This is a genomic window from Roseateles sp. (genome assembly GCF_965229315.1).
In the GTDB taxonomy this organism is placed as follows: Bacteria; Pseudomonadota; Gammaproteobacteria; order Burkholderiales; family Burkholderiaceae_C; genus Pelomonas.
The window spans coordinates 3,591,393-3,610,178 of record NZ_CBDDJA010000002.1; the positions used below are offsets into that span (position 1 = coordinate 3,591,393).

At 71.0% G+C, this 18,786-nt stretch carries 16 protein-coding genes; 9 read left to right on the forward strand and 7 right to left on the reverse strand.

Going from position 1 to position 18,786, the window contains the following annotated elements; translation table 11 throughout:
• The first annotated feature begins 6 nt into the window (after positions 1-6).
• The 4 genes from ACO07H_RS21385 to ACO07H_RS21400 all read left to right on the forward strand — a co-directional run bounded on the left by ACO07H_RS21385 (position 7) and on the right by ACO07H_RS21400 (position 3,459).
• Positions 7-621 (forward strand): DUF938 domain-containing protein, encoded by a 615-nt coding sequence (locus tag ACO07H_RS21385; protein WP_422017919.1) that lies wholly within the window; start codon positions 7-9, stop codon positions 619-621.
• Between the two features lie 86 nt (positions 622-707).
• Complete coding sequence (locus ACO07H_RS21390) at positions 708-1,916, forward strand: DUF3734 domain-containing protein (RefSeq protein WP_422017921.1); 1,209 nt, start codon at positions 708-710, stop codon at positions 1,914-1,916.
• A complete protein-coding gene (locus ACO07H_RS21395) occupies positions 1,903-2,640 on the forward strand; it encodes an acetoacetate decarboxylase (RefSeq protein ID WP_422017923.1) in 738 nt (245 codons plus the stop codon). Before ACO07H_RS21390 ends, ACO07H_RS21395 begins: the two co-directional genes overlap by 14 nt.
• A 36-nt stretch (positions 2,641-2,676) precedes the next feature.
• A complete protein-coding gene (locus ACO07H_RS21400; RefSeq protein WP_422017925.1) occupies positions 2,677-3,459 on the forward strand; it encodes a 3-hydroxybutyrate dehydrogenase in 783 nt (260 codons plus the stop codon).
• Positions 3,460-3,543: 84 nt separating this feature from the next.
• On the opposite strand, the gene ACO07H_RS21405 is transcribed toward ACO07H_RS21400, so the two are convergent.
• From ACO07H_RS21405 to ACO07H_RS21420, 4 genes are all read right to left on the reverse strand, one after another.
• On the reverse strand, positions 3,544-4,275 hold the full coding sequence (locus ACO07H_RS21405; protein ID WP_422017927.1) for an ABC transporter ATP-binding protein: 732 nt from the start codon (positions 4,273-4,275) through the stop codon (positions 3,544-3,546).
• Complete coding sequence (locus tag ACO07H_RS21410) at positions 4,272-6,059, reverse strand: ABC transporter permease subunit (protein WP_422017929.1); 1,788 nt, start codon at positions 6,057-6,059, stop codon at positions 4,272-4,274. The genes ACO07H_RS21405 and ACO07H_RS21410 overlap by 4 nt, the downstream gene beginning before the upstream one ends.
• A 1-nt stretch (position 6,060) precedes the next feature.
• Positions 6,061-7,098 (reverse strand): branched-chain amino acid ABC transporter permease, encoded by a 1,038-nt coding sequence (locus tag ACO07H_RS21415; protein WP_422017931.1) that lies wholly within the window; start codon positions 7,096-7,098, stop codon positions 6,061-6,063.
• Positions 7,099-7,220: 122 nt separating this feature from the next.
• Positions 7,221-7,652 (reverse strand): BON domain-containing protein, encoded by a 432-nt coding sequence (locus tag ACO07H_RS21420; RefSeq protein ID WP_422017933.1) that lies wholly within the window; start codon positions 7,650-7,652, stop codon positions 7,221-7,223.
• A gap of 205 nt (positions 7,653-7,857) precedes the next feature.
• Here ACO07H_RS21420 and ACO07H_RS21425 point away from each other — a divergent pair, with 205 nt between their 5' ends.
• The gene (locus ACO07H_RS21425; protein WP_422017935.1) at positions 7,858-9,792 is read left to right on the forward strand and encodes an AsmA family protein; all 1,935 of its coding nucleotides are present in this window, start codon (positions 7,858-7,860) and stop codon (positions 9,790-9,792) included.
• A 74-nt stretch (positions 9,793-9,866) separates the two neighbouring features.
• Here ACO07H_RS21425 and ACO07H_RS21430 read toward each other — a convergent pair whose 3' ends face one another.
• Positions 9,867-10,325: a hypothetical protein gene (locus ACO07H_RS21430; protein ID WP_422017937.1), complete on the reverse strand. Its 459-nt coding sequence runs from the start codon at positions 10,323-10,325 to the stop codon at positions 9,867-9,869.
• A gap of 176 nt (positions 10,326-10,501) precedes the next feature.
• Between ACO07H_RS21430 and ACO07H_RS21435 the strand changes: the two genes are divergently transcribed.
• On the forward strand, positions 10,502-11,749 hold the full coding sequence (locus ACO07H_RS21435; RefSeq protein WP_422017939.1) for an MFS transporter: 1,248 nt from the start codon (positions 10,502-10,504) through the stop codon (positions 11,747-11,749).
• Positions 11,750-11,773: 24 nt separating this feature from the next.
• Here ACO07H_RS21435 and ACO07H_RS21440 read toward each other — a convergent pair whose 3' ends face one another.
• Together ACO07H_RS21440 and ACO07H_RS21445 are read right to left on the reverse strand one after the other, a co-directional pair.
• Positions 11,774-12,574: a class II glutamine amidotransferase gene (locus tag ACO07H_RS21440; protein ID WP_422017941.1), complete on the reverse strand. Its 801-nt coding sequence runs from the start codon at positions 12,572-12,574 to the stop codon at positions 11,774-11,776.
• 110 nt (positions 12,575-12,684) lie between these two features.
• Positions 12,685-13,932: an MFS transporter gene (locus tag ACO07H_RS21445; RefSeq protein WP_422017943.1), complete on the reverse strand. Its 1,248-nt coding sequence runs from the start codon at positions 13,930-13,932 to the stop codon at positions 12,685-12,687.
• A 113-nt stretch (positions 13,933-14,045) separates the two neighbouring features.
• Between ACO07H_RS21445 and ACO07H_RS21450 the strand changes: the two genes are divergently transcribed.
• From ACO07H_RS21450 to ACO07H_RS21460, 3 genes are all read left to right on the forward strand, one after another.
• The gene (locus tag ACO07H_RS21450; RefSeq protein ID WP_422017945.1) at positions 14,046-15,005 is read left to right on the forward strand and encodes a LysR family transcriptional regulator; all 960 of its coding nucleotides are present in this window, start codon (positions 14,046-14,048) and stop codon (positions 15,003-15,005) included.
• A gap of 153 nt (positions 15,006-15,158) precedes the next feature.
• Positions 15,159-17,456: an ATP-binding protein gene (locus tag ACO07H_RS21455; protein WP_422017947.1), complete on the forward strand. Its 2,298-nt coding sequence runs from the start codon at positions 15,159-15,161 to the stop codon at positions 17,454-17,456.
• 17 nt (positions 17,457-17,473) lie between these two features.
• On the forward strand, positions 17,474-18,724 hold the full coding sequence (locus tag ACO07H_RS21460) for a cation:proton antiporter (RefSeq protein ID WP_422017949.1): 1,251 nt from the start codon (positions 17,474-17,476) through the stop codon (positions 18,722-18,724).
• Positions 18,725-18,786 lie beyond the last annotated feature (62 nt).

Below are 18,786 nucleotides of genomic sequence, written 5' to 3' on the forward strand. Positions count from 1 at the left end.
CGCCGCATGACCTTCGCGCCCGACCGCCGCCACAGCCCCGCCGCCGAACGCAACGGCCCACCCATCCTCGCGGCGCTGCAGCGCCTGCTGCCGCCCACCGGCGTGATGCTCGAGATCGCCAGCGGCACCGGCCAGCATGCGGCGTTCTTCGGCGCCGGCCTGCCGGGCTGGGCCTGGCAGCCCAGCGACGCCGAGGCCGCCGCACTGCCCTCCATCGCCGCCTGGTGCAACGGTCTCCCGAACCTGCGGCCGCCGCTGCTGCTGGATGTGCTGGACGCCGCCTGGTCCAGCGCCCCGGACCAGGTCGACGCGATCTACTGCGCCAACATGATCCACATCGCGCCCTGGGCGTGCACGGCGGGGCTGATGCAGGGAGCGGCGCGACATCTGGCGCCGCGCGGGCTGTTGCTGACCTACGGGCCCTACCTCGAAGACGACGTTGCGACAGCGCCCAGCAACCTCGCCTTCGACGCCGATCTGCGCAGGCGCGACGCCGCCTGGGGCTTGCGCCGCCTGGCCGATGTCGCGGCGCAAGCTGCGGCGGCAGGCTTGCAGCTTCGGGAGCGGCTGAGCCTGCCGGCCAACAACCTGCTGCTGGCCTGGGGGTCGGCCCCTCGGTGAACCCGGCCGACACGACGTCGCCGACCCGACGCCGGCAATGATTGTTTACTCGGGTCCTACACACGGGCCGCGTATGCTGGTTTTCCATGACGAGCCCACGCGATCCCAAGTCCCAGCCACCGCACCACACGGGTGAAGAGTGCATCCTGGTGCTGCAAGGCGGAGGCGCCCTGGGCGCCTACCAGGCCGGCGTTTTCCAGGCCCTGTCCACCGTGTACCGGGAACCGACCTGGCTGGCCGGCATCTCCATCGGCGCCATCAACGCCGCGCTGATCGTGGGCAACCCGGCGAACCGGCGCGTGGAGCGGCTGCGTGAATTCTGGGAGTTGGTCAGCTCGTCGCCGCAGGCATCGGTGCCCGGCAGCTGGGCGTCGCTGCTGAACAAGCTGCCGGCGCGCGAGTCGCTCAACGAGGCCAGCGCCGCCCGCGCCATGCTGTTCGGCGTGCCGGGCTTCTTCGCACCGCGCTTCCCGCCGGCCCCGCTGCAGCCGCGCGGCACGCCCGAGGCCATCAGCTACTACGACACCGCACCGTTGCGCGCCACGCTCGAGCGGCTGGTGGACTTCGATCTCATCAACTCGGGCAAGGTGCGGCTGTCGGTCGGTGCGGTGAATGTGCGCACCGGCAACTTCGAGTATTTCGACTCCGCCAAACAGCCCCTGGACGTGCGCCATGTGATGGCCAGTGGCGCTCTGCCGCCAGGCTTTGCGCCGGTGGAGATCGACGGGGAGCATTACTGGGACGGCGGGCTGGTATCGAACACGCCGCTGCAGTACGTGCTCGACCAGCCGGGCAAGCACTACCGCACCGTGTTCCAGGTCGACCTCTTCCCGGCCACCGGCAGCTTGCCCGCCACGCTGGCCGAGGTGACGGAGCGCGAGAAGGACATCCGCTTCTCCAGCCGCACGCGCCTGAACACCACCAACGAGCTGGATCGCCAGGTGATCGCGCAGGCCGCCCAGCGCCTGCTCGCCAAGCTGCCGCCCGCGCTGCGCGACGACCCGGACGCCCTGGCCCTGTCGCGCCTGCGCAGCGAGGCCGGCGTCGATGTGGTGCACCTCATCTACCGCAGCAAGCACTACGAGACGCAGGCGAAGGACTACGAGTTCTCGCGGCTTTCGATGCAGGAACACTGGGACAGCGGCAAGGCCGACATGGCCCACACCCTGCACGACCCGCGCTGGACGGGCCATGCGCGCTCGGCCTACGGGGTGCGCGTTTTCGATCTCTCCGCCGACAGCCCTTCAGTGGCCGACGTTCACCCAACAATGGCAAGCCCGCATGAACATCGCTGACGTCAAACGCAAGGCCTTCGCCATGCCGCTCACCAGCCCGGCATTCCCGCCCGGGCCGTACCGGTTCGTGAACCGCGAGTTCCTGATCGTGACCTACCGCACCGACCTGGACGCGCTGCGTGCCGTGGTGCCGGAGCCGCTGCAGATCACCGAGCCCATCGTCAAGTACGAATTCATCCGCATGCCCGACTCGACGGGTTTCGGCGACTACACGGAATCCGGCCAGGTCATCCCGGTGACGTTCGAAGGCGTCGCCGGCGGCTACGTGCATTCGATGTACCTCAACGACGAAGCGCCGATTGCCGGCGGGCGCGAGCTGTGGGGCTTCCCGAAGAAGCTGGCCGCACCGACGCTGACCGCCGAGACCGACACGCTGATCGGCACCCTGAACTACGGTTCGGTGCGCGTGGCCACGGCCACGATGGGCTACAAGCACCGCACGCTCGATGCCGCCGCCGTCCGCGCCGGCATGCTGACCCCGAACTACCTGTTGAAGATCATTCCCCACGTGGACGGCAGCGCGCGCATCTGCGAGCTGGTGCGCTACTACCTCGAAGACGTGACGATCAAAGGCGCATGGACCGGCCCGGCCGCGCTGGAGCTGGCGCACCACGCCCTGGCGCCCGTTGCGCAATTGCCCGTGCTGGAGGTGATCTCCGGCACCCACATCCTGAGCGACATGACGCTCGGCATGGGCACGGTCATCCACGACTATCTCGCTTGAGACTTCCCCCAACCCCCTTTTGAAAGCACGGACCCCATGAAACTCGACAACAAGGTTTGCATCGTCACCGGCGCGGCGAGCGGCATCGGCAAGGAAATCGCCAACACCTTTGCCCGCGAAGGCGGCAAGGTGGTGATCGCGGACCTGAACAAGGATGCCGCGCAAGCCGCCGCCGACGAGATCAAGGCCGCCGGCGGCAGCGCGATGGCCGTGGCGATGGACGTGACCAATGAAGAGCAGGTCAACGCGGCGGTCGCCGAGGTCGTCGCTGCCTGGGGCGGCGTGGACGTGCTGGTCAGCAATGCCGGCATCCAGATCGTGCATCCGATCGAAGAGTTCCCGTTCGCCGACTGGAAGAAGATGCTGGCGATCCACCTCGACGGCGCGTTCCTGACCACCAAGGCCTGCATGCCGCTGATGCAGAAGTCGGGCCGGGGCGGCAGCATCATCTACATGGGTTCGGTGCACTCGAAGGAGGCTTCTGTGTTGAAGTCCGCCTACGTGACGGCCAAGCACGGGCTCATCGGGCTGTGCAAGACCGTGTCGAAGGAAGGTGGCAAGCACGGCATCCGCGCCAACGTGATCTGCCCCGGTTTCGTCCGCACGCCGCTGGTGGAAAAGCAGATTCCCGAGCAGGCCCAGGCCCTGGGCATCAGTGAGGACGACGTGATCAAGAAGGTCATGCTCAAGGACACTGTGGACGGCGAATTCACGACCGTGCAGGACGTGGCGGAAGTGGCGCTGCTGTTTGCCGGCTTCAACTCCAACGCGCTCACCGGCCAGTCGCTGGTCGTGAGCCATGGCTGGTTCATGCAGTAGGCGCCGCAGCCGGTCGGGGCAGATGGCCGCGCGACCGGATGGCGGCCCCGCGCGGCGTCCAGGTGCGGGCTTGGGCGGCCACCGTCACTGCTGGTGGCTCGCACCCAGGTAAGTCTCGATGACGCGGGGGTCGGAGCCCAGTGCCGTGGCGGGGCCGCTGAGCCCGAACTCCCCCGTCTCCAGCACATACCCGTGGTCGGCCACACGCAGTGCCGCACGCGCGTTCTGCTCCACGAGCAGGATGCCCACGCCACTGGCGCGCAGGTCGTCGACGATGGCGAAGATCTCGCGCACGATCAGCGGCGCCAGGCCCAGGCTGGGTTCGTCCAGCATCAAGAGCTTGGGTTGGCCCATCAGCGCGCGGCCCAGCGCCAGCATCTGGCGCTCGCCGCCGGACAGCGTGCCCGCCGCCTGCGCGCGGCGCTCCTTCAACCGCGGGAAGCGCGCATAGACGCTCTCCAGCCCGTCGCGCCAGCGCCGGTCGCCCAGCTTGCGCGGCCGCCAGCCGCCCAGCAGCAGGTTGTCCTCCACCGTCATCGTGCCGAACAGCTCGCGCTTCTCGGGCACCAGGGCCAGGCCGGCCAGCACGCGCTCTTCCAGCGTGAGCCGGGCGATGTCTTCACCCGCGAAGCGCAGCGTGCCGCTGCGTGACGGGATCAGCCCCATCAGCGCGCCCAGCAGCGTGGACTTGCCGGCGCCATTGGGGCCGATGACCGTGACGACGCTCTTCTCGGCGGCCGAGAAGCTCAGGCCGTGCAGCACCTCGGCACGGCCATAGCCGGCATGCAGGTCGGCAACTTCGAGAAGCGCGCTCATTCATCCGCTCCCAGGTAGGCCGCGCGCACGGCCGGGCTGGCCTGCACTTCGGCGGGCGTGCCGTCCATCAGGTAGCGGCCGAATTCCATGACGACGATGCGGTCGGTCAGCTTCATGACGAAGTCCATGTCGTGCTCGACGAGCAGCAGCGACAGGCCCTCGCCCTTCAACTGCTTCAGCACCTCGGCGAGCGCTTCCTTTTCCTTGTGGCGCAGGCCGGCGGCGGGCTCGTCCAGCAGCAGCAGCGACGGATCGCTGGCCAGCGCGCGGGCGATCTCCACCAGGCGCTGCGGCCCCAGGGCCAGGTTGCCGGCCAGTTCGTGCGCCTGCTCGCCCAGGCCGATGCGGCGCAGCTGGCGCATGGCCTCGGCGCGCGCCTGGCGCTCCTCGGCGCGGTCCAGGCCCAGCATGGCCGCGACGGTGCCGCTCTTCGTGCGCACGTAGCAGCCCAGCGCGACGTTCTCCAGCACCGTCATGTCGGGCACCAGCTTCACGTGCTGGAAGGTGCGCGACAGGCCGGCGCGCGCGATCTCGCGGCTGCCACGGCCGTCCACGCGCTGGCCGAGCAACTCGACCTCGCCGCGGGTCAGCGGCAGCACGCCGGAGACGAGGTTGAAGGTCGTGCTCTTGCCCGCGCCGTTGGGGCCGATGAGGCCCACGATGTCGCCGGCGCGGATGGAGAAGCTGATGTCGTTGACGGCGACCAGGCCGCCGAACTGCTTCCTGATCTTGCGCACGTCCAGCAACGGCGCGCCCCGCGCGGGGTGGGCGCGCGCGCCCAGGGACGGCGCGCGCTCGTCGACCTGGCGCACGCCGCGCGCCGGCAGCCAGCGCGACACGGCACGTGAGACCAGCGGCCAAAGCCCGTCCGGCGCAAAGCGCAGCACCAGCACCAGCACGATGCCGAAGACGATGATTTCGTAGTTGCCCGAGCCGCCGAAGATCATCGGCAGCCAGACCTTGAGCTGGTCCTCCGCCAGCTTCACCAGCGCCGCGCCGGTGAAGGCGCCGCCCACGGTGGCTATGCCGCCCAGCACGGCCATGAACAGGTACTCGATGCCGAACTTGATGCCGAACGGCGAGGGGTTCACGCTGCGCTGCATGTGGGCGTACAGCCAGCCCGACACGGACGCCAGCAGCGCGGCGACGACGAACATCACCAGCTTGTAGCGGAAGGTCGATGCGCCCATTGCCTCCGGCATGGTCGTGCCGCCGCCGCGGTTGGTGTTGAGCGCGCGCATGATGCGGCCGGGCCGCGAATCCAGCAGCCGCGTGATGCCCACAGCGGCCAGCAGCGCGCCCCCCCAGATCAGCAGGTAGATGCGGCGCTCGCTCTGGAAACTGAAATCGCCCAGCGTGATCGGCGGCAGGCCCAGCAGGCCGTCGTACTTGCCCAAGGCGTCCAGGTTGCCGACGAGGTAGTACAGCGCCAGGCACCAGCAGATCGTGGCCAGCGGCAGGTAGTGGCCGGACATGCGCAGCGTCAGCAGGCCGATGAGCAGCGCCAGCACCAGCGTGATGGCCAGGCCCACGACCAGGCCCAGCCACGGGGACAGGCCCATGGCCACCGACACATAGCCGGTGGCATACGCGCCCACGCCGGCGAACGCCGCCTGCCCGAAGGACGTGAGCCCGCCAACGCCGGTCAGCAGCACCAGGCCCAGCACCACGAGCGAGAACAGGCCGATGTAGTTGAGCTGCGTGATCCAGAAATCCGGCACCGGCGCGAAGGGCAGGACGAACAGGACGACCGCAGCGGCGATCGACAGATGCTGGCGGTTCATGTCAATGCTCCTCGTGGTGCGGGTCCACGAAGGACCGCCAGAGGAGGATGGGCAGGATCACCGTGAACACGATGACTTCCTTGAACGCGCTGGCCCAGAACGAGCCGAAGCTCTCGATGAGGCCGATGCCGATGGCGCCGCCCAGCGCCATCGGGAAGCTGGCCAGGCCGCCGAACACCGCGGCGACGAAGCCCTTCAGGCCGATCAGGAAGCCGGTGTCGTAATAGATGGTCGTGGACGGCGAGATCAGCAGCCCCGACAGCGCGCCGATGAAGGCCGCCAGCGTGAAGCTCAAGGACCCGGCCGCGTCGCCCGAGATGCCCATCAGCCGTGCGCCGGTGCGGTTGACCGACGTGGCACGCAGCGCCTTGCCCGCCAGCGTGCGCTCGAAGAACACGAACATGCCGATGAGCAGCGCGATGGATGCGCCGAAGATGATCAGCGTCTGCCCCGTCAGGCTCAGCGGGCCGACATCGAAGCGCGCGTCCCAGAACGCCGGCGTGCGGTAGCCCTCCGCGCCGAAGAACACCAGGCCGATGCCCGTCAGCGCGAAGTGCACGCCGACCGAGACGATGAGCAGCGTCAGCACGCTCGCGCTGGACAGTGCGCGGTAGGCCAGCCGGTACAGCAGCGGGCCCATCGCCGTGACGACCGCCAGCGTCAGCGCGACCTGCACCAGCAGCGGCGGGTGGTGCGGCGCCAGCGCGTACGTGGCGCCCGCAGCGACCAGCGGGAAGCCCAGCGTGGCCAGCAGACGTTTCGCCAGCCGCGCCACCGGCCAGCGCTCGCGCAGGCCCTGCACCAGTTCGAGCACCGCTGCCGCCACGGCCAGCAGCAGCAGCAGCCACACGGTGCCCGGCACCTTGGCCAGTTGCAGCGCCGCGAGGGTCAGCGCGCCGAAGGCGACGAACTCGCCCTGCGGGATGAAGATGACGCGGGTGACGGAGAAGACCAGCACCAGCGCGAGCGCGACCAGGGCGTAGATGGCCCCGTTGGTCAGCCCGTCGAGGCCCAGGATGGCGGCAATCGTGAGATCCATGGCAGCACGGTAGGAGGTGGCTTGCGATGGTATCGACGATTTGCCGACCGCACGGTCGGGATATCCACCCAGAAACAAAAGGCGCCCGCGAAGGGCGCCTCTTTTGCTGGCGAAGCCTGGCGTCAGCCGTTGCGGTCGACCACCAGCTGGTTGTTGACCTGCTTCACGCCATCGACGGCGGAGGCCAGCGTCGTCGCGCGCTCACGCGAGGTGGCGTCGGGCGCCTGGCCGGTCAGCGTGACCTGCCCGTCGCGGGTGTCGACGTTGATTTGCGTGGCCTTCAGCTTGTCGTCCACCGCCAGCGCGGCATTGACCTTGGCCGTGATGGCCATGTCGCTGGAGGCGCGGGCGGCGGAGGTCTCGGCCTCGGAGACGGCCTGCTTGGCGTCGGCGGTGGTCTCGCGGGCGGTCTGCTTCGCGTCGGCGATGGCACCGTCCAGGCGCTGGCCGGCCGTCAGTTCGTCATCCTGATGGCGGCTGCAGGCGCCCAGCGCGGCGGTCAGCACCAGTGCGGTCAGCACGGGCCAGCGGAGGGTGGAGTGCGGCTGTTTCATGGGGCTTCCTTTCCGATCATTCGGGATCCTTGCTGGCCTCGCGGCCGGTGAGCCCACTGTCGGCGTCCGGCGTGCCGGTGGCGTTCAGCCTGGGCGCCGATGCGGCGTCGGACCGGGCCGACACCTGCGCCGGGCGAACCTGTCCTACACGCGTGGGCGCAGGCGTCCCACGCCGGCGGCACGCGTGGGCGGACAGCATCGCGCCATGAAGAAGAAGACAGCCGTCATTGGCGGCACCACCGTGCTGGTGCTTGTCGGCGCGCTCATCGCCGCCGACATCGCCGGCTGGCCAGGCCTGGCGCCGCGGCTCGCCGAGCGCGCGGGCCTGGGCCTGGAGATGGACCCGGGTGCGCGCGTGCACTTGCTGTTCAACCCGCGGCTGGCGTCGCCACGGTTGCGCGTGCTGTCCGCTGCAGGCGAGCCACTCGCCGACGCCGGCATGCTGGACCTGCGATGGGCCTGGCGCGACCTCTGGGCCTGGCGCCAGGGCGCACCGCTGCGGCTGCGGCTGGTGCAGGCCGACACGCTGACCCTGACCTGGGAGCGCGACGCCGCCGGCCTCACGCCCTGGCCCATCCAGCCCAAGCAGAGCGGCGCCGACGCGAAGGCCGAGCCCACACCCTTGCCCCAGATCGACCACCTGGTCATCCGCGCGGGCTCGGCGCGGGTCGACGACGTGCCCCTGCAACTGCGCGCCGACGCCCGCTTCGCCACCGAAGCGGATGGCCGCTGGACGGCCGGCATGAAGGGCCGCCTGCGCGGCCAGGAACTGTCGCTGGACGCCGAGGCCAGCGCGGGCCTGGCGCTGCTGTCTTCGCCCGAAGCCGGCAACGCGCCGGTGAAGCTGCGCCTGACGCTCGTGCAGGGGCCGCAGCGACTGTCGTTCGACGGCACCGCGGCGTCGCTGCTCGATGCCCGCGCGCTGGACGGCATGCTGGCGGTCAAGGGCAGCTCGCTGGCCGCGGTGGGCTCGCCTTTCGGCGTGACCCTGCCCAGCACGCCCGACTTCGACCTGGCAGGCCGGCTGCAGCATGCCGCCGGGGTGTGGCAGTTGGGCGACGTGAAGGCGCGCATCGGCCAGAGCAAGCTGGGCGGCGACTTCGCGTTCGACAGGCGTGGCCCGCGCTCGATGCTGAGCGGCATGCTGCGCGGCGGGCCGCTGCGCCTGGCCGACCTGGGCCCGGCCGTGGGGACCGACACACCGCCGAGCCGCGCGGGCCGGCTGCTGCCCGACCGCAAGTTCGACCTGCCCGCGCTGAACGCGATGGACGCGCGCGTGGCCGTCGCCCTCAGCCAGCTCGACCTCGGCACCACCAAGCTGGAGCCGCTGTCACCCGTCAACGTCAGCGTGGTGCTGGAGTCGGGCGTGCTGACGCTGGACCACCTGAACGCCGGCGTCGCGGGTGGCGTGATCGCCGGCTCCGCGCAGCTGGACACGCGCACCGACCCGCCGCTGTTCCAGACCAGCCTGGACGCCCGCGGCCTGGCCGTGGAGCGCTGGCTGAAGTTCGATGTCAAGGCGCTGACCAAGAGCCCGCTGACCGGCAAGCTGCAGGCCGAGGTGGACCTCAAGGGCCAGGGCAGCAGCACCGCTGCCCTGCTGGGCAGCGCCACCGGGCCGCTGCGCGTGCGCGTGCAGGACGGCAGCGTGTCCCACTTGCTGACGGAGGCCGTGGGGCTGGACATCGCGCAGGGCCTGGGCATGCTGATCAAGGGGGACGACAACCTGCCACTGAACTGCGCGACCCTGGACGGACGCTTCACCTCGGGCGTGCTGCGCCCGCGCTCGGCGATCATCGACAACCGCGACAGCCGCATCGACCTGGACGGCACGGTCAGCCTGAAGGACGAGACGCTGGACCTGCGCGCGGTGGCCAGGCCCAAGGATTTCTCGCCGCTGACGCTGCGGGCGCCGGTGCGCGTGCAGGGCACGCTGGCGGACCCGCGCGTGGCCCTGGAGGGCAAGCGCCTGGGCGGCCGCGCGATCGCGGCGCTGGCGCTGGGCGCGCTGGCCACCCCGGCGGCCGCGCTGCTGGCGTTCGTCGACCCCGGCGAAAACCTGCCGCCAGTGGACTGCAGCCTGGCCCCGACCGGCCAACCGCGCGAGGCGGCGTTGAACGCGACCCGCTCACGCCCCTGATCGCCCATGCACAAATGGCAAACGAGGCCGAGGGGCAGCGCCCGTCAGCCTCGGTTGATGCGCCGTCGGCAGGTTCAGCGGCTGCGGTGCGGCTGGTCGCGCACGGCGTCGAGGAACTCGCTCAGCGTCTCGCGGCACGGGCCTTCAGGACACAGGAACAGGCCCTGGGCCGGGACCGGTACGCCGGACGCCAAGCCCAGCGCGCGCAGCGAGTGCACCGCATCGCCGCACAGCGCCACGGTGCGGCCGCAGCGCCAGGCCATCTTCAGCAGCGCCTGCAGGCGCGCACAGCCGGTGGGCGCGGCCCACACGTCGGCATTCAGCACGATGAGGCCGTCCGCCCAGTCCACTGCGGGCGGCGGCTCGCCGAATTCGTCGTCCAGCCGCCAGTCCAGGCGATGGACATGGCCGAGCACGGCCAGGTCGTCTTCGGAACGGTCCAGCACCTCCGCCGTGCCAACCACGCAGATCAGCACGTCGGAAGGCGGCCGCTGGACCGTTGCCGGCCTGCGCAGGGTGTCAATCACGGTCATGGCGCCTCTCCACCAACGAGATGGGCTCACTGTGCGGCCGGCCGACCCAAGCCCCTGTGAGGCCGCGGCGCGATGCCGCGTAGGACACCGCCTGGCGCGCCGGGACGTCTACCGGCGTCGCAACGATGCGATGCTGCCAAGCCCGGACACCAAGCTGGCCGACACTGCCGCACACCATGCCTGACAGCCAACCCGCCGCCGCGCCCACCCCCTTCACGCCCTACCAGCGCTTCGCCACCGGGCTGCTGACGATGCTGCAGTTCGCCGTCATCCTGGACTTCATGATCATGTCGCCGCTGGGCGCGCTGATCATGCCGGCGCTGTCCATGTCCGCGCAGCAGTTCGGTCTCGTCGTGTCGGCCTACGCGTTCAGCGCCGGCATCGCCGGGCTGCTGACGGCCGGCTTCGCGGACCGCTTCGACCGCAAGCGACTGCTGCTGTTCTTCTACACCGGCTTCCTGCTCGGCACGCTGTGGTGCGGCCTGGCGACCAGCTTCGAGTCGCTGCTGATGGCGCGCATCGTCACGGGGCTGTTCGGCGGCGTCATCGGCTCCATCGTCATGGCCATCGTCGGCGACTTGTTCGAGCCCGCGCTGCGCGGCCGCGTGATGGGCCTGCTGCAGGGCGGCTTCGCGGCCAGCCAGGTGCTGGGCCTGCCGTTCGGCCTGTACGTCGCGGCGCACTGGGACTGGCACGGACCGTTCATCGCGCTGGCGGCCTTCGGCGCGGCAGGCGGCGTGCTGATCGCGTGGCGCATGCAGCCGGTGGACGCGCACCTGGCGCTGCCCAACGACCGCAGCGCGTTCAAGCACCTGCTGCACACCGTCTCGAACGGCCGCCACCTGCAGGCCTTCCTCATCACCGCGCTGCTGACGACCGGCGGCTTCATGCTGATGCCGTTCGCCAGCGCCTTCTCGGTGGGCAACGTGGGCATCGACCTGGCCCACCTGCCCGTCGTCTACCTCGTCACCGGCATCAGCACGCTGGTCGTCGCACCGCTGGTGGGCCGGCTGACCGACCGGCTCGGCACGCTGCCGGTCTTCTACACGGGCAGCGCCATCACCATCGCGACGGTGGCCTTCTACACGCGGCTGGGGCCGTCGCCGCTGATCGAGCTCATCGTCATCAACGTCGTGCTGTTCGCCGGCATCTTCTCGCGCATGGTGCCGTGGCAGGCCATGGTGGCCGGCATCCCGTCGCCCGAGCAGCGCGGCGCATTCAGCGCGATCAACGCGGCGCTGCAGCAGCTGGCCGGCGGGCTGGCGGCGCTGATCGCCGGCCACATCGTGCGGATCGGCCCCGACGGCCACGTGGCGCATTTCCCCTGGGTGGGCAATGTGCTGATCGCCACGACGCTGATCGTCGGCGTGCTGATCTGGCGCCTGCGGCGCGACATGACCCGTTCGGCCGCCGCGCCCGGCTGACTTCGCAGTGAAGCCGCCGCGACGCTACGCCGCCTCGCGCACCGGCACACCATCGCCGTGGAACACGCACTCGCCACCGGCGAACACGCGCACCTCGCCCGCGCCGAACGCCTGCCAGGCCTCGTCATGCGTCAGCGGCTCGGTGGCCACCAGGGCCATGCAGTCCTCGGGGCCGTTCAGCGTGGAGAGGTCGACGCTGAGGTCGCCGTCGCGCAGCCGCACATGGCCGAACGGCGGCTGGCGGCGCAACCAGTGCAGCTTGGTGGAGGCATGCGCGAGCATCGCGCGGCCATCGGTCAGCAGCAGGTTGAAGCGGCCGTGCTCGGCGATCTCGTGGATCCAGGGCGTCAGCGTGGCGGCCAGCTCGGGCCAGGCCGGCAACTGTTCCCTGAAGTGCTGCTGCATGCGCTGCATCAACCAGCAGAAGGCGCGCTCGCTGTCGGTCTGGCCGGCGGGTTGGAACGCGCCGGTGAGCGCGGGGTGGAAGTCCTTCAGGTCGCCGTTGTGCGCGAAGACCCAGGTGCGGCCGGCCCAGTCGCGGCGGAACGGGTGGCAGTTCTCCATCGCCCGCACGCCTTGCGTGGCCTTGCGGATGTGGGCCAGGATGTTGCGCGAGCGCACCGGGTGGTGGCCGAAGTGCGAGGCCAGGTCGGAATGCGCGGCGGGCTGGTCTTCGACGACCACCTCGCAACGCTCGCCGTCGTGGAAAGCCAGTCCCCAGCCGTCGATGTGGTCCGCCGTGCGGCCGCCCCGGGCCGCGAAGCCCCGCAACGAGAAGTTGGCGGCGGCAGGCAGGCGGCTGTTGAGGGCGAAGAGCTCACACATCGGCGGGCGTTCGGAGTCTTTGACAAATTTGTGAACGCCTGAAGTCTGACGGGGGATGACAGAAAGCCCAACAATTCTTCCGTCATGAGCTCATGCCAAGCGTGAACGTGTCACGGGCACGCGACAGTCGCGCCCCCTGATGCGAGGGTTGCGGCCGGCACAGGGCGGTCCAGCCGCACGCTCAGCCACGCGACGGCCAGCCCGCCCACCGTCAGCACCGCGGCGGCCCACGGCAGCCGCGCAAGACCCGGCCCGTGGTCGATGACGGCGCCGCCCAGCCAGGCGCCGAGCGCGTTGCCGAGGTTGAACGCGGCGATGTTGAGGCTGGACGCCATGCTCTGGCCCGCGCCTTCGGCCTTGCTCAGCACACGCAGCTGCAGCGGCGCGACGGTGGCGAAGCCGGCCGCCCCCAGCAGGCCGATGAAGAACACGGCGGCGACGGGGCTTTGCATCGCGAAGCCCATCCCCACCAGCACGACGGCCAGCGCCGCCAGCGAGCCCAGCAGCGTGGGCACGGGCGCCTTGTCAGCCAGGCGGCCGCCGACGATGTTGCCGACGATCATGCCCACGCCGAAGACCAGCAGGATGGCCGACACGCCGGCCTCGTCGAAGCCGCTGACGCGGGTCAGCAGCGGCTGCACATACGTGAAGACGAGGAACACGCCGGCAAAGCCCAGCACCGTGGCCGCCAGGCCCAGCAGCACGTGCAGGCGCTTGAGCACCTTGAACTCCTCGCGCAGCGACACCGCGCTGCCGGCACCGGCCTCCTTGGCCGACACGAACACCGCGATGACAGCCATCGCGACCAGGCCGATGGCACTCACCGCCCAGAACGTCGAGCGCCAGCCGTGGTGAAGGCCCAGCCACGCGCCGGCCGGCACGCCCAGCAGCGTGGCGACCGTCAGGCCGGTGAACATCGTCGAGATGGCCGAGGCCTTGCGGTCGGCCGGCACGACGCTGGTGGCGACGACCGCGCCCACGCCGAAGAAGGTGCCGTGGGCCAGCGACGTGATGACGCGCGCCACCATCAGCACCGCGTAGCTCGGCGCCAGCGCGCAGGCCAGGTTGCCGAGCGTGAAGATGGCCATCAGCGCCAGCAGCGCCGTCTTGCGCGGCACGCGGCTGGTGGCGGCCGTCAGCAGGGGCGCGCCGACGAACACGCCCAGCGCATAGCCCGAGATCAGCAACCCGGCCGTGGCCAGGCTGACCTGCAGGTCGCCCGCGAGCTGCAGCAGCAGGCCCATGATGACGAATTCGGTGGTGCCGATGCCGAACGCGCCGACGGTCAGCGCGTACAGCGCCAGTGGCGAGCGGCCGCCCGAGGTTGCGGCGGGCGCCGCGGTGGGAGAAGCGTGCATGTCGATGCCCAGGGTGAAAGTGAAGCTGGGGCACAGTCTGGGCACGCGGATTCAATTGGAAAACCACCAGATCAATCAATCAGATTATTTAAATCGTTGAAAATCAGGCCGTCATGAGCCGTGTCGACGACCTGAGCCTGTTCCTGCGCGTGTTCGACGCGGGCTCCATCAGCGCCGCCGCGCGCAGCCTGGACCTGTCGGTGGCCGTGGCCAGCCAGCGGCTGCGTGCGCTGGAGACGTCGCTGGGCGTGCGGCTGTTCCACCGCACCACGCGCAGCCTGACGCCGACGACCGAGGGCCAGGCGCTGGCCGAGCAGGGCCGGCCGCTGGTGCACGACCTGCAGACGCTGATGGCCGGCCTGCGCCAGGCGTCCAGCGGCATCAGCGGCACGCTGCGCGTGACGACCTCGGCCACGTTCGCGCGCCAGTACGTGTCGCCGCTGCTGCCCGAGTTCATGCGCCGGCATCCGCAGCTGCGGCTCAGCATCGACCTGTCGGACCAGCTGCACGACCTGGTGACGGCCGGCTTCGACCTCGCGCTGCGCATCGGCGCGCTGGACGACTCCACGCTGGTCGCGCGCCGCCTGGCCGCCAACCGCCGCGTGCTGTGCGCCGCGCCCGATTACCTGCGCCGGCGCGGCCCGCCCGCCACGCCGCAGGACCTGGCGCGGCACGACTGCCTCGTGCTGGTCGGCAGCCAGGGCCGCGCGGACGTGTGGCGCATGCAGGATGCCGACGGGCAGGACGTCGCCGTGCGCGTGGACGGCCCGCTGGAGAGCAGCCAGGGCGAGGTGCTGCGCGACGCCGCGCTGGCCGGCATGGGCATCGCCATGCACTCGACCTGGCATGTGGTCGACGACTTGCGCACCGGCCGGCTGGCGGTGGTGCTGCCGGACTGCCGGCTGCCGGAAACCGGCATCCACGCCGTCATGCCGCAGCGCCGGCTGGTGCCGCCGCGCGTCACCGCCTTCATCGACTTCATGGCCGAGCAGATCGGCGGCGTGCCGCCCTGGGAACGCGACCTGCCGCACGCCTTACCGGCACGGCTGGCGTTCTTACCGACGGGGCTCTGAGCCGGCCACGCAGATGGCGCGTGGGAAGCCCATGTCGCCGCGGAACGGGATATGTTGACGCGCATTGAAGGCTGATGTGGCCGCATCGGCGGCCATCGCGCGGTGCGCGCAGCCGGGTCCGTTTCATGCTTGCCGGTGTCATCCATTGTTGCCATGCTGGTCTCCATCCGTTCCCACCTGCTGTTGTTGGTGCTTGCCATCCTGGTGCCGGCATTGCTGGGCGTGAGCTGGCTGGTCAGCGACACCATCCGCTCCGAGCAGCAGGCCAACGAGCGCACGCTGCGCGACTCCGCCCGGGCGCTGTCGATGATGGTGGACCACGAGCTGAGCCAGCGTGCCGCGGTCGCGCGCATGCTGGCCCAGTCGCGCTGGCTGGACGGCACGGGCGATCTGGCGCCGGATGCGCTGGACGGCTTCCGGCGCATGGCCCGGCAAGGGCTGCGCGGCTTGGCCGGCTGGGTGGAACTGCAGGCGGCCGACGGCGTGGTGCTCGACACCCGCGAGCCGGACGGCTCGCCCCGGCCCGCTGCCGCAGCCAGCCTGCCGCCTCTCGCCGAGCAGTCCGTCGTGGGCGCGTTGCGCGGAGCCGACGCGCAGGCCGCCTACGTCGTCGTCGTCGAGCCCGTCACGCGCGATGGCCGGCTGATCTTCAACGTCATCGTCAGCCTGCCCGCGTCGCAGCTGCAGCACCTGATCGACACGCAGGCGTTGCGCGGCGACGCCGTCGGCACGGTGCTCGACAGCCAGGGCACCGTCGTGGCGCGGCACCCCGGCGGTCTGGCCGCCGCCGGCGGCAAGGCTTCTGCCGACCTGATGACGCTGCTGGCGTCACGGCGCGAAGGCCTGTTCGAGACAACGTCGGACGCAGGCCGGCGCAGCGTGGCCTACTTCAGCACCTCGCCCCAGGGCTGGACCTATGTGAGCGGCATCGAGCGGAGCCGCTACGACGGGCTGTTCTCCCAGACGGTGCAACGCGTGGTGATCGGCGCGGGCGTGCTGCTGGCGTTCGCGGGCGTCGGCGCCATCTTCGTCTCCCGGCGCGTGCTGCGGCCCGTCGTGGCGCTCAAGGATGCCGCCCGGCGCATGCAGGCCGGCGAGCCGGTGCGCCACAGCACCACCGGCATCGCGGAGTGCGACGAGGTCGGCCACGCGCTGGCCGACGCGTCGGAGGCCATCCAGGACAGCCGCGCCGACCTCGAACGCCAGGTGGCCGAAGCCGTCGCCCACACACGGCTGGCGGAGCAGCGCGTGTCGCAGAGCCAGCGGGTGGGCGCGCTGGGCCGGCTGACGGGCGGCGTGGCCCACGACTTCAACAACCTGCTGGGCATCATCAGCAACAGCGTGCATCTGATCCAGCGCCACCCGGCCGCAGCAGACCTGCAGGGGCCGATCGCCTCGACGTTGCGCGCGGTCGAATCCGGCAGCCAGCTGACCCAGCACCTGCTGCGCTTCGCGGGCCGGCGACCGGTGCGGCCGCAGACCGTGGCGCTTGCCCGCTACCTGCCCGAGGCGCAGGAACTGATGCGCAGCATGCTGGGCCGGCGCATCGAGATCGGCGTGCGCGTGGCGCCCGACACGGCGCCCATCCGCGTCGACCCCGGCGAGCTGGAGCTGGCGCTCATCAACCTCGGCCTGAACGCCCGCGACGCCATGCCCAACGGCGGCGAGCTGCGCCTGCAGGCGCGCAACGCCGACGCGGCCGACATCGAGGGCCTGCCGACGCTGGCCGCGCCGCAGCGCTGGGTGATGCTGACGGTCTCGGACGACGGCATCGGCATCGAGCCCGACGTGCTCGAACGGGTGTTCGAGCCCTTCTTCACGACCAAGGGCCCCGGCAAGGGACCCGGCCTGGGGCTGAGCCAGGTGCACGGCTTCTGCACGCAGGCGGGCGGCGCCGCGCGGATGGACAGCACGCCCGGCCTGGGCACGGCGGTCACGCTGCTGCTGCCCTCTGCCGCCGGGCCGAAAGAGCCGCAACCCGAGGACGGGCAGCCCGCGAACGCCGCCCCCACGGTGGCGGGCCTGCGCGCGCTCGTCGTGGAAGACAACGAGGAGCTGGGCGCCGCCACGGCCGCGCTGCTGCGCTCGCACGGCGCCCAGGTGGTGCTCGTCACGCACGCGGCCGCCGCGCTGCAGCAGTTGCAGCCGCAGGCGAAGTTCGACGTGGTGCTGTCCGACATGGTCATGCCCGGCGACATGGACGGCTACGCGCTGGCACAGTGGATCGCGCTGCACCACCCGGCCCTGCCCGTGGTGCTGATCAGCGGCTACCACACGGTCCCGGCCACGCCAGGCTTTCGCGTGCTCACCAAGCCGTGCCCGCAGGACGAGCTGCTCGCGGCGCTGCGGGATGCGGCGAGCGGGGCAGCACAGGGAACAGCAAGTGCGGCGGCCAGCGAGGCGGCACGCGAAGCGAGGGACGGCGCGGCCACCGGTGCCTGGCACCCCTGAGTGGTGTCACGCTGCCCATGCTGACCGTCGCGCTGCTGCTGTTCGGCGCCGTGCTGCTCATGCTGGTGCTGGTCGACAAGCCGCTGCGCAACCTGCCGCTGACGCCGGCGCTGATCTACCTCGTCGTCGGCTGGGTGGCCGGTGCGCTGCTCGGGGCACCGTCGGCGGCGGTGTGGTCGCGCGAGGCGCCGACGCTGGCCATCGGCACGGAGCTGGCCGTGCTGATGTCGCTGTTCGCCGTGGGCCTGCGGCTGCGCATGCCGCCCACGCTGCGCACCTGGAAGATCGCGCTGCTGATGGCCGGGCCCGGCGTCATCGTCGCCATCGCGCTCGGCACGGTGGCGGCCGTGGCCGTGCTGGGCCTGACCTGGGCGCAGGCGCTGCTGCTGGCCAGCATCATGGCGCCGACCGACCCGGTGCTCGCCTCCGAGGTGCAGATCCGCTCCGACGTGGACCGCGACGCGGTGCGGCTGTCGCTCACGGCCGAGGGCGCGCTCAACGACGGCAGCGTGCTTCCTGCCGTCATGCTGGCGCTGGGCCTGCTGGGCAAGCACGAGCTGGGCCCGGGCGGCGTGTCCGGCAGCTGGCGCTGGTGGGTCATGGACCTGGCCTGGCCCATCGGCGGCGGCGCGCTGCTGGGCATCGCGCTGGGCTGGCTGCTGGGCCATGCGCTGAAGCGGCGCCATCTGGTGGGCGACTCGCTGGCGCGCGACGAACTGCTCTACGTCGGCGCCGTGGCGCTGGCCTGCGGGCTGGCACGGGCGACGCTCACGTCCACCTTCGTGCTGGTGTTCGCGGCCGGCGCGATGCTGCTGCAACCGCTGCACCGCGCGGAGCTGCGGGACGGCGAGCGGTCGCTGTCCGGGCGGCTGCAGGCCTTCGGCGCCGGCATCGAGGGCCTGGTGGAGGCCGCCACCGTGCTGGCCGTGGGCGTGGCGCTGCACAGCGTGCGCATCAGCCTGCAGTCGCTGGCCTTCGCCGTCGTGCTGGTGCTGCTGGTGCGGCCGCTGTCGGTGTTCGCCGTCGTGCGCGGCAGCGACATGGCGCCAACGCAGCGGCGCATGCTGGCCTGGTTCGGCATCCGCGGCGTGGGCAGCCTGTTCTACCTGGTGCTGGCGCTGGAGCTCGGTGTCGGCGGCGAACTGGCCGGCCAGCTGATCGGCTCGGTGCTGGCCGCCGTGGCGCTGTCCATCGTGCTGCACGGCGTGTCGGCCACGCCGATGATGAACGCCTACCGGCTGCGGCGCGGCGGCGCGCGCGAACCCTGAGGCACTGCTCAAAGAACAGGCAGGCACCGAATTTGCCCTCTCAGGCTTCCACAACCTGCCCT